The organism is Candidatus Ozemobacteraceae bacterium, from assembly GCA_035373905.1.
Lineage (GTDB): Bacteria > Muiribacteriota > Ozemobacteria > Ozemobacterales > Ozemobacteraceae > MWAR01.
In genome coordinates this window covers 1-15603 of sequence record DAOSOK010000043.1, presented here as the reverse complement: position 1 = coordinate 15603, position 15603 = coordinate 1, and the positions used below count along the sequence as shown (strand labels likewise).

The window sequence follows — 15603 nt, the reverse complement described above, 5'->3', positions numbered from 1 at the left end:
TGTTTCCCCTCGTCAGTCGTTCTGCTGCTGTTCGCGCTTGATGATCGACAGGAACACGTCCACGACCCGCGGGTCGAGCTGGGTGCCCGAAACCTTCTTCATCTCGCGAACGACGTGCTCGTAGGGAAACGCCTTGCGATAGGGCCTGTCGGCGATCATCGAGTCGTAGGTGTCCGCCACGGCGAGAATGCGCGCTCCCAGCGGAATGTCATCGCCGCGCAGCCCCAGCGGATACCCCGTTCCGTCGTAGCGTTCGTGGTGATAGAGGGTCAGCGGTGCGATGTCTTTCAGGAAATCGACCTGCTCCATGATGAACGCGCCGTATTTCGGGTGATTGCGCAGCTCCTGCCGCTCTTCGGCTGTGAGGGCCTCCTGCTTGGTCAGGATGACGTCCTTGATGCCGATCTTGCCGATGTCGTGCAAAAGGCCGGCATACCGGATCGTCTCGATCTCGTCGTCGCTGAGCTCGAACTCGCGCGCGATCTTCACGGCGTATTCCATGACGTTCTTGCTGTGGCCGTGCGTATAGGCGTCTTTCGTCTCGATCGCGGCGGCCAGGGCGGCGACCATCGACAGATACTGGTCTTTCATCTTGGCATACAGCCGGGCGTTCTCGATGGCGACGCTCGCCTGCGATGCGAAGGTCGAGAGCAGGTCGATCTCGTTCTGCGTGAAATCGCGCGGTTTGCTCGTGTACACCGTGATGGCGCCGATGGGCGCGTTCCGCTGCAGGATCGGAACGGCGAGAAGGCCGGCGAGGCGTTCCCGTTTCGCGAGGCTCATGTGCTTCGTCCGCGGGTCTTTTCGCACGTCGACGACGGAGATCGGTCGTTTCGTTTCGACGACGCTGCCGATGATTCCCTCGCCGACTTTGATCGGAGTCGACGACAGGAACGATTTGGAAAGCCCTCGGGAAGCGCGGATCTCGAGATACTCTCCCGTCTGGTCGGTGAGCCTGAGTTCGCATCTGAGCGCGTGCATCATCTCCATGGAGAAGTTGACGATCGAGTCGAGGACCTCGTCGAGCACGAGGGTCGAAGTGATCGACTGGGAAATCTCGAACAACACCGAAATTTCCTCGATGCGCCGTTCCAGATACAGGCGGATCTTGACGTTCTCGACGGCCGTCGCGAGCAGGTTCGAAAGGGTGGTGAAGGCGCGCAGGTGGTCGCGGTTGAACGCGTTGGTGCGCGTCGCCGAGAGGTTGACCAGGCCGATGTTCTGGCCCTGTACCGTCAACGGCACCGTCAGGAACGACTGGATGCGGGTGCGGAATACCTGGGCCATGGGCAACGAATCGCGGCCGGGCAGGAAAATCTGCTGGCACCGCACGTTCTTCACGGGCTTCTGGCGCAGGCCGGCCGAGATGTCCTGCAGGTGCTCGGTCAGGTTCTGGAGCGAACCCGGCGACAGCGGCCGCTGCGAGACGAAGTAGCGCATCTCCTCGTCGTGGTCGAACAGGCAGACCACGCCGAGTTCGTGCGGGATGATCTGCGTGAGATACTCGAACGAGAGGCCGATCAGTCCTTCGAGCGTCTGCACGGTTGAAAACCGCTTCGCCAGCAGATTCAGCTTTTCCATCTCGCGGATGCGGCTTTCGCGCTCGCGAACGAGTTTCTGGTGCTCGACGGCCATCGCGGCCAGGTTCGCGAATACCGTCGCTTCTTCCATGTCGGTGGCGGTGAACGGCCTGATGCGGGAGGTGTTCGCCGCGACCATCAGCCCAACGTGCTGGGTCGTCGTCGCCAGGGGAAGAACGAGGGCCGAGGTGAAGGGGATCCCCTTGAACAGCGGGTCGCGCAGTTCCCGGGTGAACATCAGCCGCTGACGGCCCGTGAACGCGTTGCGCAACATGAGACTTTCTGGGTCGAGAGCCGTCTCGGTCGTTGCGGAACTGCGGGGCGACGGCGCAAATCCGAACTCCCCTGCGTCTGCGAGGCTGGTGCGCCGCTCGGGGCACTTGACGCGCGTCGGGCGCTTGCGGCGTTTGCCTGCGCTTGCGGCGAGCTGGAGTTCGAACGTTTCGGGTTCGAGCAGCATGAAGTAGGCTTCGTCGGCCTGAAGCGCCGCGCGGGCGGATTCGATCATCCGGCGCAGCAGCTCGTCCTGATCGAGGCCTGACGAGAGATCCATCGAGAGGTCCGAAAGCCGCGACAGCCGTTCGAAGGCCTGGCCGCCGGCCGCGTCAGATACCTGCCGGCGGCGGGCGCCGGAACCGGATGTTTCAGACATGTTCGAGATGTTCGCTTTCAAAGGTTTCGACCCGGTTGCGTCCGGCGTCCTTGGCTGCATACAGCGCCGCATCGGCGGCGGCGATCAGGTCGGAGGTCTTGTCGCAGTTCGTCACGAGGGTGCAGGCCACACCGATCGAGATCGTCACGGGAAGGACCTTCCCCTCGACATTGACCGGGTTCGACTCGACGGCCGTCCGAACGCGTTCGGCGAACAGTCGCGCGCCGGCGAGCGGCGTTTCGGGCAGCAGGATGGCGAACTCCTCGCCGCCGTACCGGGCGACGGTGTCGATCTGGCTTCGCACCGACCGGATGAACGCCTCGCCGACGTGGATCAGGACCTTGTCGCCGGTGAGATGGCCCCAGGTATCGTTGAATTTTTTGAAGTGGTCGATATCGATGATCATAAGCGACAGGGGCTTTTCGTAACGGCGCGAGCGGATGAATTCCTGGTGCAACGACTCCTGAAAATACCTGTGATTATATAGTCCAGTCAACGGATCGGTGAAGGCGAGCTTCTCCGTGCGCTTGTGGATCAGCGCGTTCTTGATGCTGGTGACGAAGATCGCCGTGAACTGGCTCAGTTTGTTGAAGTCGGCTCGATTGAAGACGACGTTCTCGACGCGCGAGAGGTGGACGAGGCCGGTGATCTTGTCGTTGAGGACGATCGGCATCTGCATCGACAGGTCGTATTTCCCGAGCGCCGGGCCTTCGGAACTCTGCGGGTGGAACACTTCGAGGACGGGCACACGGCCCTTGTCGACGGGCGGGTCGGCGGGATACTCGCCGAACGAGGTGATCACTTCGCTCCGCAACTGGCGCAGATACGCCGGACCGAGCCTGCGCGAGGGCTGGACGATGATCCGGTAGACCTGCTCGATCTCGTCGAACAGCATGATCGTGAACGTCGTGTACGGCACGAGCTTGTTGAAATGGTCGAACGCCTTTCTCAGCACCAGGTGCGGGTCGAGCGTCGAGGCGAGCTCGGTGCTGATGCTGAGGAAAATTTCGTTCCGCAACGCGTTTTCCAGAAGAACTTCCTTGTCGATACGCAGTTGTTCGATCATCTCGGAGCGTTCGAGCGCGTTTCCGATCTGGCGCGCGGCGAGAGACAGGAATTTGTAATGCCGGTGGGCGGCGTCGGGATCCGCGGAGCGCGGGGTCCGTATCGCGCACAGGACGAACGAATCGTTCTCGACGTTCAGCAGGGGCAGGCAAAACAGCTCGAGAACCTTTTTTCCTTCGCGGAACGGCAGGGAAACGGGCGGCCGGCCCAGTCGGTCCGTCGAAGCCGTTTTCCGTGACAGCGCCAGTTCGGTCCGGAGGCTCTGCCCGACGGCGGCGGAAAGCCGCTTGAGATGCTCGTTCTCGAATTTCCATCCGCTGACGATGGAGGGAGGCTGATCGCCGCCGGACGCGGGAGGCTGGGGCATCGAGAAGCGGATGACGGCCGTCCGGTCGGCTTCGAGATCGCCCGCCAGCTTGCGCAGGGCTTCGGTGAGGGTCGATTCCAGCGAGGCTTCGCGTCCGAGCAGGATCGCAAGATCGTACAATTTCTGGGTCTCTTCATGAGCCTGCCGGAGCTCCTCGAGAAGACGCCCTTTCTCGACGAGCGCCGCGACGCTGCCGGAGAGGGCCGTCACAAGCCGAACATCCTCGTCGGTGAAGCCGGGCAGGTCGTCGGAGCAGTTCAGGTTGAGGACGCCGATGACGCGGCGCTGGATGCACAACGGCAGCGACATGAAGCCGCCCCGTCCCTTCCGGTGTTTCCAGGGAAGGGACTGCTCCGCCGCTTTGCGGTCGGCAACGATGATGGGGGCATTCTCGCGGAACACCTTTCCGGCGATTCCCTCGTCGAGCGGCAGGCTGGTGCCCGGCAGGGGGCGCTTGCCGCCGATGCGGCCCGGGTGACGCGCCGAAACATACAGTTTCAGATTCCCCGAGGCTGGATCGTGGATCATGATCGATCCCGACGAGGCGTTGGTGAGCCGGGAAAGTTCTCTCAGAAGCGCTTTGAGCAGTTTTTCGAGGTCGAGCGTTTCCGCCGTTTCGGCCGCCAGGCGCTCGTGAAAGGCGATGAACCTGGATTCCTGCGTTGAAGCTCGTTTCATTGTGTGACTCCGCGATACTCGACAGCCATGATCGTCAGATCGTCGTGCGCGTCCCCGCCCGCCCGCCACTGCTCCGCGGCGCTGAAAAAGCGCTCCACGAGGTCTTTCGGTGGAAGACCGCGAGATGCCGTGAACAGTTCCTTCGTGCGCTCGAGACCGAACATCTCCCGGTTCGGGGCATACTCCTCGGGGAGGCCGTCGGTGAAGAACAGAAGCTGATCGCCGGGCTGCACGCGGAAAGCCACCGACTCGAACGTGACGCCGCTTCCGCCGACCGCGAGAGGAAAGCCGCCCATGCTCTCGAGCTGGACAAGGGAGCCGCCCAGACGGCCGAGAAGCGGCCCGTGGCCCGCCGAAACCATCTCCGCCGAGCCCGTGGCCGGGTCGATCACGACGATCTGCATCGTGACGAAATAATAGTCGCTGATATCGCGACTGAGATACTCGTGCATCCGTTCCATGATCTTCACCGGCTCGGAGGTCTCGTGGACGACGGTGCGGAGGATGATTCGCGACATCGCCATGATGATGGCGGCCGACATGCCCTTCCCCGAGACGTCGCCGATGGCGGCCAGCCAGCGGCCGTCGGGAAGCTTGATGCCGTCGAAGAAGTCCCCCCCGATCTGGATGGCCGGCTCGCTCTTGGCGAACATGTCGAGTTCGGGAGGCATGTTCGAGAACTTCCTGGGCAGAAGCGCCATCTGCACGTCGCGGGCGTTGTCGAGCTGCTGCTGGAGCAGATCGTGCTCGTGCTTCGCGTTCGTCAGATCGATGTTGGTCAGCGCCGCCACGACAAGGTGGGCGATCGACTCGAGCATCTGCTGATCCTGCTGGTTGAACGTCAGCCCGTTCGTCTTGTTATTGACGTTGATGACGCCCAGGACCTTCGGCCTGCCGTCAGACTCGGTCGTGATCAGGGGTACCGACAGGAGCGAGCGGTTGAAGTAGTGTTCGAGGGATCGTTTCTTGAACTTCGATTCGGACTCCTCGATGTTGTCGATGCGAAGCGTCTCGCCCGTCTCGGCGACGTAGCCCGAGATGCCCTCGCCGATAGGAATCTGCATCGACCGGACGACCTCGGCCCGGATCCCGTAGCTGTTCTTGATCGAGAGCGTCCGGCTGTCGCTGTCGACGGTGAGAAACGAGATGCGCTCGACCTTGAGCAGGCGCTTGATGATGTCGACCATCTCCTCGAGCAGCTTGTCCTGATTGTCGAGCCGTGCGATGAGCCCCTCGAGCGCCTTGATCGTCTCGAGCTTCTCCTGGTAGTTGTACGCCACCCGGAGAGCGGCGCTGAACCCGTTGAGCAGAAAGTTCAGCAGTTCGAGGATGTCGGCGTTCATCATTCTATTGTCATCGGTATTGTATATGACCACCCCGCCCAGCGAGCGCTGATGGAACACGTCGTCGCCGGCGGCGGCGACCTGGGGCGTCGGGCTCAGAGGGAAGACGAACCTGATCGTCTGGTCCTCGTCTTCGGGACGAACGCGAAAGGCCGATCCGTCCGAGATGTAATTGCGGATGACGCCGGCCTCCGATACCGCTTTCTCGAGATCGAATCCAGCCGGGGGAACGCCGAACCGGCGCTTGATCTCGAGATCGCTGGTTTGGGTCGAAAAGATCACGACGGCGCCGTGCTTCTGCCCGAACAGCATCTCGAGGTTATCGCAGAGCTGGTCGAAAATGCCGTCGAGGTGGACGTTGCCCGTGATGACGTTGAACGTCATGTTGATCTGCTTCAGCAGCTGCGCCCGGCCGGCTTCCTTGCGAAGCTGATACAGATGCGAGAACCAGAAGCCGAGATGGTTTGTCACGATCGCCATCAGCCGCGCGAAGGGGCCGGGCGAGGAAACCCGGTTCGTCGAGACGCCCAGATACCCGTAGGTCATTCCGGCAACCTGACAAGGGAACGTCTGGATGACGGGTTTCGGCGACCAGGACAGGCTGCTCCGGCTGTTCGCGGGGAGAACCGACAGTTTGGCCTTGAAAATATGGCGGAAATTTTCCTGCTCGCCGAGAAACTCGAGCATGTCGACGACCTCGGCCGGCAGTTCGTCGTATCGCGGCGATCCGCTTCCGAGCTGACGGGATGATGCCGGAAGATCGGTCGCCACGAGGACGTGCGACTGATCCTCGGAAACGCGCTGGACGATGAAGGCGGTGTCGAGGTCGAAGACGCTCTGAAGGCGCCGAAGGAAGCTTCCGAGATACGACTCGTTTTCGGTGTACCAGGATTCGTGGGGTTCTTGCCAGGGTGATGCGAGCATCCAGTCCGTGACTTTTTCCGAGGAGAAAAGACGTTGCATCTCATGCTGGAACTCGAGCGCCCTGCGCGGATCGTCGATCTCCGACACGTGCGAACGCGGGCCGTTGATATGCCTGCTGAACAGAAGCTCCGTGAGGCGCTCCGCGAAATACATCCACTCCCGATGGTCTCTGCCGGCAAGCGGCTGGGTGATGACGGTGAGATCGCCCGCGAGGGCCTGGCGGAACATGAACGGGGCGACGATCGAGAGAACCCGGTTTCCGCATGGCGACAGTCCGGTGGCATGAGGCGCGTCGCCGTCCTCGGCGTGAACGCCGATCTCGAATGCGTGCGCCCAGTCGAGCATGGCGCCGAACGCCTCGTCGGAAATCGGCTTCAGCAACACCGGGGCCATGCCGGGGTCGGGCTTCGTCTTCAGAAGGCGGATGCGGATCGCGATGAATTCGGGAAGCTCGGCCAGCCATTCCGAGAGCAGGGGACTCCAGAGATCGTTGGCCGGCAGACGTGCCGCCCGCGAGAGCAGGTCAAGAAACGCTGTTCGCATCCCGGCTTCTCCTGTGATGATTCGTCGCGTCCCATTATACGTGATGCCCACCACAACAACAAGTAGGCGCGCACGGTCGTGCTTGCCCGCCCGCCGTCACGCTGGAAATTCAACGAACTCCGCGCGATTGCCCGCAAAGGGTACGAAGGTACTTGATTTACGGACGAAAAGGTGGTATGATACCCGTCTACCATATCAATGAAAGGTGATGTCCGTTATGGCTAACACTTCTTCCGCCGCCAAAAACGCCCGCAAGGCTCAGCGCCGCCACACGCTGCGCGTTGCCGTCAAATCCGAACTCAAGACCCTTCGCAGGAAGACCCTCGAGCTCGCCGGATCCGACAAGTCGAATGCCGACACCGTCCAGGCGACGGCGAACAGCGCATACAGCCGCATTGCCAAGGCCGGTTCCAACGGATACATCCATCCCCGGACCGCCGCCCGCAAGATCGGCCGCCTCATGCGCGCCGTCAACAAGCTTCAGACCGAGAAGAACGCCTGACCTGCTGACCCGGGGTTCGTTTGGCCGTTTTCGGCCGGGCGATTTCCCAGCGTTCCTCCGGCCCGGTAAAAGGCGCTCTGTCGCCTTGCGCCTTGGCCCGATCACCAGCCGCCGACATCCTCATCCGGCGGCTGGTGGCGTTTTCCCGTAATGACCTCGGCGAGAAAACGCTGAAGGAGGAGGGCTTCGTTCGGAGGCGACTTTTTCACCGCCGCATCCATCTCGACGAGCCTCGGGGCCAGCCGGACGAGTTCCGCATGGGTATACCCCGTCGCGGCGGCGAGCGATCTGACGCGCATCGCCTGCTCGATGCCGAGCGATTCGGCAAGAAGCGGAGGCCAGCCGCCGGCCTCTTTCTGAATCGATTCCGTCAGATTCTTTCGATCCTGGTTCGACTTGAAGTCGGTTTTGCCGGCGAGTTGTCTGATCGCGCGCAGCTTCTCGAGAAGCGGTCGCCCCAGGTCGGGCCGGTCCCGGGCGATGTCGTGCAGGAGCCGGAAGTCCCGGAGCTGGCGGCTCAGCATATACCAGATCGGCACGAGAGACTCGCCTTTCATCAGCAGGCTGTCGACCAGGCGCAGGGCTTCCGGAAGCCGCCGCATGCCGACCGCGTCGAGAAGATCGAAAACGGTATCCTGCCTGAGGTAGGCGACGGACGAGGCGACCTGCGCGGCCGTGATCGTTTTGCCGGCGCCGGCCGCGAGGCAGAGTTTTTCGAGTTCCTGCGAAAGCAGACGCAGATCCGGCCCGACGTTCTTCAACAGGAGCTCGGCCGCCTCGGGGGCGAGCGACGAGCCGAGGGCGCGCGTTTCTTTCTGAAGCCACTCGGGAAGCTTGTTTTCGAACGGCGGCCAGAAGTCGACCTTTTCGGCCTTGTCGGAAAGCGCGAGCGCGAACTCGCCGATGACGCGGGCTTCCGCGCTCAGCACGACGAAAAACGTCCGCTCGGGAAGCGGCTGCGACGAGAGTCGTTCGAGCATGCCGCGACGCTGCGCGGCTCCGAGGCCTTCCGGGCGGGAGAGAACGAAGATGCGCGGACTCAGGTTGAACGAGAAACAGTTCAATTCTCCCAGCAGCGCGTCGGGCGAGGCTGATCCGAAGTCGATCCGGCGCACGTTGTCCGCCTGGTCTTCCGGTGCGACGAAGGCCTTGACGAGCCTCGACACGGCACGGTCCTTCAGAAACTCCTCGCGGCCCGCAAAGAGCAGGAACGTCGCGTCGAGCTTCCGGGATTCGATCGCCGATTCGAGGGCCGCCAGGTCCATATTGCCTCGTATAATTTACAGGTATACAACTTGATTCCCGCCCGCGCGGGAACCTGTGAAAAGGCGCCCGCAGAACCTGCGGGCGCCCGTGGTGCGGAGCATCAGAACTTTTTGGACAGGAAGACGCGGTAGGCGTCGATCGTATGATGGTAATCCGCTTTCGAGAGGATCTCGAACGGGGAGTGCAGGCTCAGCACGGGCAGGCAGAGATCGAGGACGTGCATGTTCATCTGGGCCATGAACTTGGCGACCGTGCCGCCGCCGCCCTCATCGACCTTGCCCATCTCACCGAACTGGTAGGGGATCTTCTCGGCGCCGAGCAGCGCGCGGATGCGGGCGATGAACTCGATGTCCGCCTCGCTGCTTCCGGACTTGCCGCCGGCGCCGGTGAACCTGCAGATCCAGACGCCGTTTCCGAGGTAGCCGGAGTTGGTCGGATCGAATGCGCCGTCGAAGGTGGGATCGATCGGAACGCTGGTGTCGCCGGAAAGAACGTAGGTGTTCGAGATGGCGCGCCGCAGGTCGGAGTAGTCGGCGCTCTTGCTGGTCGCGTGCAGCAGGATGTTCATGATGTCGGAGATCATCATCGACTGGGCGCCGCTGGCGCCGGCCGAGCCGATTTCCTCCTTGTCGAACAGCAGGGCGATCGAGGTGTATTCGGGGATCTTGATCTCGCGGATCGCTTCATACGCCGCCATGACGCAGGCGCGGTCGTCGTGGCCGAATCCGCCGATCATGCTGGCGTCGAACCCGACCTCGCGGGCTTCGAACGCCGGCGTGGCCTCGATTTCCGCCCAGGCGAGGTCTTCCTCTTCGAGCCCGTATTTCGTGAAGAGATGCTCGAGAACGGCACCCTTCACACGCTCTTCGCCCTTCGAGGCGGGGGCGTTCTTGTCTTTCTTCGGAAGCGGCCGGTGGCCGACGAGGATGTTCAGCTCCTCGCCGCGCAGCGTCTCGTTGGCCTTGCGGTCGTTCTGGATCTTCGCGGCCAGGTGCGGCGCGATATCGGTGATCGTGAAGACGGGCTCGCCGGGCTTTTCGCCGATGGCGAAGCGGAGCGTCTTGCCTGCCTTGGTGACCGCAAACACGTGCAGAGAGAGCGGAATGGCGGCCCACTGGAACTTCTTGATGCCGCCGTAGTAATGCGTTTTGAACAGGGCCGTTCCGTATTTCTCGTAGAGAGGAAGCGATTTCAGATCGAGGTGCGGCACGTCATGATGCGCGGCGACGATCCTGAACCCTTCGACAGCCGGGCGTTTTCCGATCACGGCGAGGGCCATCGCGCGGTTCTTGCTGATGCAGAACACCCGGTCGCCGGGCTTGAGCGATTTTTTGTCTTCGGCTGCAAGAGGCTTGAACCCGTCGGAACGCGCGGCCTTTTCGATGTAGGCCAGCGTCTCCCGCTCCGTCTTGCAGAGCGAAAGGAACTCGAGATACCGCTTCGCGCGCGCGGCCAGCACTTTCTCGGACGAGGGTTCGAGTACGTCCCAGCCGTTCGCCTGCTGGTACTTCCGGATATTCGGATTCGCTGCCGCAGCGGCGGCGGCCGGAGCTTTTCCTGCTGTTTTCCTGGCTGTTTCCATCACGTTCCTTCCTTGCCGTCATTCATATATTTTTTGCAGGTACGGAGATGATCCTGTACCGGAGCAAATACTAACACAAATTCCTCGCAAATGGGCATCAAATTGTGTGGCATAAAAGCCTCGGGAGAGTGGTAAATCAATTCCCTTCTATTCTTTCCGTTCCGTTGCGCCGGCGGAAATGACAAGTTCCGATTTCCCCCATATATTCGATAATATTCTACTCATGAACGGAGTGAAGAAGGGATAGGAGTAATGAATACGAACGATGATATCTCTATCTGAGGTTCCCACTCCGAGAAGTTCAGGCGCTGTCGCGTGATCACCGCCAGGGGTGCGGAATCTCGTTGCATCGATGGCAGGCGACTGATGGAGGAAAAAGATCTGGGTTATCGAGGCAGGCTCGGTATGTGTGTCAGCTGTGAATACATTTCTACCCAGGAGTTGGTGCCTGCGCTTGGCTCCTTCCCGTGCTGCCTCGATGCATTGAAGGTTGAGACAGGACCACACGTGAAAGATTCTCCCGAAATCGATGATCGCGGATATCAGCAGGAGAAACAGCGGGAGAACGAGAGCCAGCTCGACGAGCGACTGGCCCTGGCGATGCGTTCGACTCATGAATCCCTCCGGAACGACTTTTCTCTTGTAATAATGCATCATGGCGGGAAATGCAAATGGGGAAGCAAAAAGCGCCGCTCCCGGGGGAGCGGCGCTTCAAGATGAAACGCAGGGTTACACTCAGTTGTTCTCAGCAGGGAAATGGCTGCCCTTGATCTGCTGGAACATTTCGTGAAGCTGCTCGAGCCGCTCGCTGCGGCGGGGAACCGGGATCGTTTCGAACTTCTTGGTGTTGCCGATCCCCGTATCACGCCCGATGATCTGGGGCGTCAGCAGGATGACCAGCTCGTTCTTGCTCTTGGTCACAGAAGTTGTGCGGAAGAATTTTCCGAGATAGGGAAGCCGGGACAGTCCGGGAATCCCTTTCCGGCTGATGTTGTCGCTCTCGTTGATCAGGCCGCCGAGAACGACGGTTTCGTTGTTGTTGATCTTCACGGTCGTCATGACGGACCGCTTGAGAATGTTCGGCGGTGCGTTGTTGCCGCGGGTGAACGACGGCTCGTCCTGCTTCGCGAACACGGAGAACTTCAGCGTGTCGTCCTTCACGAACAGGTCTCTGACGACCAGCTTGAGCGTGGCCTGCGCGGCCGCATAGGTCGGGTTGCCAGACGCGTCGATCGTGCTGGGATAGTAGATATCCTGCCCGACCTTCACGAACGCGAGGCCGCCGTCGCCTTCCGCTTCGCCTTCACCGGACGCGCCGGTGGTCTCGTTCGTCCAACCCGATTTTGCGATCTTTGTTGCCTTGGCGTTGGCGTAGACCGTGATCTTGGGATTCGCCATGACCTTCACCTTGCCCTGGGTTTCCCACGCGGAAACCTGGGCCGCAATAATGTCGAAGCGGTTGATGTTGTTCAGCTTGAACGGGTTCGGATATCTGCCGACAGGCGCACCAGCGGCTTGGACGTCTCCCCGGAACGCATTGGTGATGTTTTCCGTGAAGTTCAGGATGCCCGAGCTCGGATCGCCACCGAGAACCTGGGTTCCGCCCCATTTGATTCCGAGATCGCGGGAGCTGTCTTTGCTCACTTGAAGAACGTAAGCCTGGAAAACGACCTGGATCGGATTTTCGATCGTCACCAGGTTGGAAATCTGCTTCTCTTCATCGTTGACAAATCCGCGAACGACTTCCTGCAGGTGCTGATATTCAGTCTGGTCGTTGACGTATCCTTCGAGGACGACCTTGACTTTGTCTTCAAGACCTTGTGTTGCGGTAGCAGCTGGAGGCGCTGTCGGATCTTCCAGGTTTGTCGTCATGATGGTGAGGGGATTGAGAACCGTCACCTTGACGGTCGGACACTTGATGGCGTTGACAATGGCCTCCTGGAGGCGCTGTTCGTAGGTCTTATAGCTCTTCCCCTCTTCCTTGAGGGTCATAAGATTGATCAGCTTGCGGTCGGTGACCAGGGAAGCGGCGATTGCCTCGATTTCCTTGATCTTTTCCTGGGTATCCACAAAGCCGCGCAGATACGCTGCGTCGGGGAAAAGCGTGAGGTTGACCGACGGCTCGATGACGAGCGTCGAGAACTTCTTCTGGATGAGATCCGCTTCCTGGAAGGTCTCCACATCGACCACATGCTGTCCCGTGGTATCCCAGTAGATGATCTGGGTCACGCCGGGCCCGTTGCCGACGCCCGAAAGAATGACTTCGTCTTCAGACACGTTCAGCACTTCGACGATGCCGTCTTTCACGGCGATGATCTTGGTGACGCCGGCAGCCTTCATGCTGAAGGATTTGCCGATCGGTATCAGGATCTTTTCAGCGAACGCGGCCGAACTGCCGAACAGGGTCAGCGTGCCTGCCGCAAGGAGAGAAACCAGCGATTTCTTGAGATTCCGAAGAGACAGGGTAGGGGTTTTCATACATTCTCTCCTCATACCTTTCACTCACCCACCTGGGACTGAGGTGCGGACTCAGGGGCTGGATTGGAACCGGCCGGGGCTTCCAGAACGGGGGCCGGAGGCGGATTCATGGGTGGCAGTGGCTGAACATACGGCGATGTCTGAACGACCCCGAACTTGTTCATTTCGAAATGCCGCTGACTGCCATACATGATCTCGACGCGGCCTGTTTCGATCGTTTCGACGGCCTGCGGTGCAGCGGTGGGAGCGACCTTGGGGGTTTCCGGAACGACGGTCGGAACAGGCTGCACGACAACGGGCTCCGTGAAGCCGAGCGTGCGCATGACCATCTTTTCCGTGGCGCCCTTGGTGACTACCTGCTCGCCCTTGTCCTTCGGGTTTTTCAGAACAAGCCTGAATTGCACGCTGCTGTCGAGGTAGACGATGCGTTCCAATTCTTCAGGCGTCACTGCCAGCGTCACCAGCTCCAATTTCGCTGCCGCGATGGCCGGGGCTCCGGTCGCAATGCCCGGATCAAAGGCGTAGGTGTTGCCGGCGGCGAGAACAAGGATGTCCTGGAGGACGATCTTGGCGATCGAGTCAGGAGACCCCTGGTGGAAATTGGCGATAACATCGACAAAGTCCCCCTGCTGGATGAACCCGCCGACGCCGCTCGTCTTCGAGACCGCGATGGTCACGGCGCGCTTTCCCTGCGGAATGGCAAACGACAAGGCCGGAATGACATCCTTGTCGAGGATGCGGTTCGGCGTCATGATATCCCCGGGAAGAATCGTGATGGACGTGTATTTCTTCGTGAGCGAGGCGATGGATGTGAACGCATCGGCAGGAACGGCAGAGGCGATCAACTCTTTCAGCTCGAAATAATCATTCAGCTGAGCTGCTTCAAGCATAAGCCGGGCAGGAATCTTCTGCTTCGCCACGACGGCTTTCGTCGTGGGAATCTTCGGCGGTTCAAGTATCTGCGGAACAACGGTCGATTTCGCCTGTTCCTGGACCTTTTTCCAGAGAATGGCAGAGAACACCATGCTGACGATCAGGGCTACCAGTATTGCTCGTCGGTTCACGACACGAGACCCTCCTCCCCAAATGGACTAGGCACAAAACATAACATAGGGATCGATGTACTGCAAACGTTATCACGTGTGTACACCGATTATCCTCTCAGAACAACATAATATATGTACTCCCCCCCCGTACGGCAAGTACTATTTTCAAAAAAATAATAGAGCGGAGGATTTCTTCGCCTCCCATGCCATCGCGGACGGCACCAACGGGTTTTTCGGGCATCGATTTATTTGCAAAAAAAAAGAGCGGCGATATGGTTTTTCCCGCCCTTTTTCGTGCAATGCTCACAACATATGCTCAGGGTTCATTCGCCTTGATTGGGATCAGGTGGGTTTTACCAGATACTCGACAAACTTGCCGCGAATCTGAGTGACGGTGTAAACGCCAAGATCTGGCGACAGGGTCGTGTCGATTCCGGTAATTTGCATGCGGGCAAACCCGATGACACGAACCACCGTCTTGCCGGCCTCGTTATAGATTGACGTGGTTTTCCCAGGAACCTCGATGATGGGCACGACGACAATATCGCCCATTCGGGCTTCTTTCGCGGCCTTTGTCGGGCCGGTGAAGTTTCCGGGTTCCGTGTCGATCATATCTCCGACGTTGACCACGCTGGGACACCCGTAAAGCATGTTATCCAGCCAGACGCTCTTGCCGTTGCCATCCAGACGGATGGCGCCCTCGTTTGAGTTGCCGCCTGCGATGAGCAGTTCATTATATGTGGGTGGAACAGTGTCCATTGTCTTGACTTTTGAACCTTTTTCCGGCCCAAGCTTCAGAATGTATTCCTCGTCCACTACATACCCCTCTGTCGGATCAGGTCTGGTGAAATTGTGGTAATAATAGCCTTCGACATTGTTTTTTATTCCCCAGACAATATCACCAAACATGACCCCAAGAGGAACGACTCCCTCACCGCCGGTTCCCTCTCGGACAGCGGCAACTTCCTTCTCGTACATCTGCATGATTCGCGCAAAAAACAATGGTTGAACGGCGGCTCCATAAACCCTGAGGCCGGTGTCCGTGTTTATGGCAGGCGCTGCCGTGTACCCGTGCATTTTGTAGATTTCTTCGACCCTGGCTTTGCAGGCAGACATCCTTTCAGCAGATGTCCGGGCTTTCGCGAGGATAATTGCATCAATACCGGCCCTCCAGGCGGCATTCACAGCCGTTTGAATGCGCGCCTTCTGGTAATACAGCCAGCCGATATCGGTAACCAGGGCAAGCATGCCTAAAATGAAAATCAGCCCGAATGTCGTCATGACCAGGACACTTCCGGACCTTGGTTTCGGAATTCTCATGGTAAACATGGTTTTACTCCTTTCTCTGAGATGCAAAACCGTTGAGAATGATTTCCTCCCCGGAGCCGAGCACCCGTGATACGCCTGGTACCCAGGGGACAAAACGGTAGGTGCAGGATATCGTAACCGTTTCAGATGTACTGGCGACCCCTGTTATGAATGGGCCGGTCATTGATTCACTGGCCGTCAAAGGAGATTTGTAGGTTCCTCGCTATTTTACGTGGGTAGACCAAAATTTAGCTTTCCAGCAATCAGGT

Annotated in this window: 10 protein-coding genes; 1 reads left to right on the top strand and 9 read right to left on the bottom strand. The window is 59.7% G+C overall.

Annotation, left to right across the window (positions count from 1 at the left end; translation table 11 throughout):
- Positions 1–12: 12 nt before the first annotated feature.
- From PLU72_17325 to PLU72_17315, 3 genes are read right to left on the bottom strand one after another with little or no spacing between them, the layout of a single operon-like run.
- Entirely contained in the window at positions 13–2232 is a 2220-nt protein-coding gene (locus PLU72_17325) for a GAF domain-containing protein (protein HOT29941.1), read from the bottom strand.
- On the bottom strand, positions 2225–4342 hold the full coding sequence (locus PLU72_17320) for a sensor domain-containing diguanylate cyclase (GenBank protein ID HOT29940.1): 2118 nt from the start codon (positions 4340–4342) through the stop codon (positions 2225–2227). Before PLU72_17320 ends, PLU72_17325 begins: the two co-directional genes overlap by 8 nt.
- Positions 4339–7152: a SpoIIE family protein phosphatase gene (locus PLU72_17315; protein HOT29939.1), complete on the bottom strand. Its 2814-nt coding sequence runs from the start codon at positions 7150–7152 to the stop codon at positions 4339–4341. The genes PLU72_17320 and PLU72_17315 overlap by 4 nt, the downstream gene beginning before the upstream one ends.
- Positions 7153–7369: 217 nt before the next feature.
- Here PLU72_17315 and rpsT point away from each other — a divergent pair, with 217 nt between their 5' ends.
- Positions 7370–7654 (top strand): 30S ribosomal protein S20, encoded by a 285-nt coding sequence (gene rpsT / locus PLU72_17310; protein HOT29938.1) that lies wholly within the window; start codon positions 7370–7372, stop codon positions 7652–7654.
- A 101-nt stretch (positions 7655–7755) separates the two neighbouring features.
- Here rpsT and holA read toward each other — a convergent pair whose 3' ends face one another.
- The 6 genes from holA to PLU72_17280 all read right to left on the bottom strand — a co-directional run bounded on the left by holA (position 7756) and on the right by PLU72_17280 (position 15346).
- Positions 7756–8919 (bottom strand): DNA polymerase III subunit delta, encoded by a 1164-nt coding sequence (holA, locus tag PLU72_17305; GenBank protein HOT29937.1) that lies wholly within the window; start codon positions 8917–8919, stop codon positions 7756–7758.
- Positions 8920–9020: 101 nt separating this feature from the next.
- A complete protein-coding gene (locus PLU72_17300) occupies positions 9021–10502 on the bottom strand; it encodes an aminopeptidase (protein HOT29936.1) in 1482 nt (493 codons plus the stop codon).
- A gap of 147 nt (positions 10503–10649) precedes the next feature.
- Positions 10650–11117 (bottom strand): TadE/TadG family type IV pilus assembly protein, encoded by a 468-nt coding sequence (locus PLU72_17295; GenBank protein HOT29935.1) that lies wholly within the window; start codon positions 11115–11117, stop codon positions 10650–10652.
- A 120-nt stretch (positions 11118–11237) separates the two neighbouring features.
- Positions 11238–12980: a hypothetical protein gene (locus PLU72_17290; protein ID HOT29934.1), complete on the bottom strand. Its 1743-nt coding sequence runs from the start codon at positions 12978–12980 to the stop codon at positions 11238–11240.
- Positions 12981–13000: 20 nt separating this feature from the next.
- A complete protein-coding gene (cpaB, locus tag PLU72_17285) occupies positions 13001–14044 on the bottom strand; it encodes a Flp pilus assembly protein CpaB (protein ID HOT29933.1) in 1044 nt (347 codons plus the stop codon).
- A gap of 324 nt (positions 14045–14368) precedes the next feature.
- Positions 14369–15346 (bottom strand): pilus assembly protein TadG-related protein, encoded by a 978-nt coding sequence (locus PLU72_17280; GenBank protein ID HOT29932.1) that lies wholly within the window; start codon positions 15344–15346, stop codon positions 14369–14371.
- Positions 15347–15603 lie beyond the last annotated feature (257 nt).

Coding starts and splice junctions, on each gene's coding strand:
- holA (HOT29937.1), bottom strand. CDS start 8,919: ATGGACCTGGCGGCCCTCGAATCGGCGATCGAATCCCGGAAGCTCGAC.
- PLU72_17300 (HOT29936.1), bottom strand. CDS start 10,502: ATGGAAACAGCCAGGAAAACAGCAGGAAAAGCTCCGGCCGCCGCCGCT.
- PLU72_17325 (HOT29941.1), bottom strand. CDS start 2,232: ATGTCTGAAACATCCGGTTCCGGCGCCCGCCGCCGGCAGGTATCTGAC.
- PLU72_17315 (HOT29939.1), bottom strand. CDS start 7,152: ATGCGAACAGCGTTTCTTGACCTGCTCTCGCGGGCGGCACGTCTGCCG.
- PLU72_17290 (HOT29934.1), bottom strand. CDS start 12,980: ATGAAAACCCCTACCCTGTCTCTTCGGAATCTCAAGAAATCGCTGGTT.
- PLU72_17320 (HOT29940.1), bottom strand. CDS start 4,342: ATGAAACGAGCTTCAACGCAGGAATCCAGGTTCATCGCCTTTCACGAG.
- PLU72_17280 (HOT29932.1), bottom strand. CDS start 15,346: ATGAGAATTCCGAAACCAAGGTCCGGAAGTGTCCTGGTCATGACGACA.
- rpsT (HOT29938.1), top strand. CDS start 7,370: ATGGCTAACACTTCTTCCGCCGCCAAAAACGCCCGCAAGGCTCAGCGC.
- PLU72_17295 (HOT29935.1), bottom strand. CDS start 11,117: ATGAGTCGAACGCATCGCCAGGGCCAGTCGCTCGTCGAGCTGGCTCTC.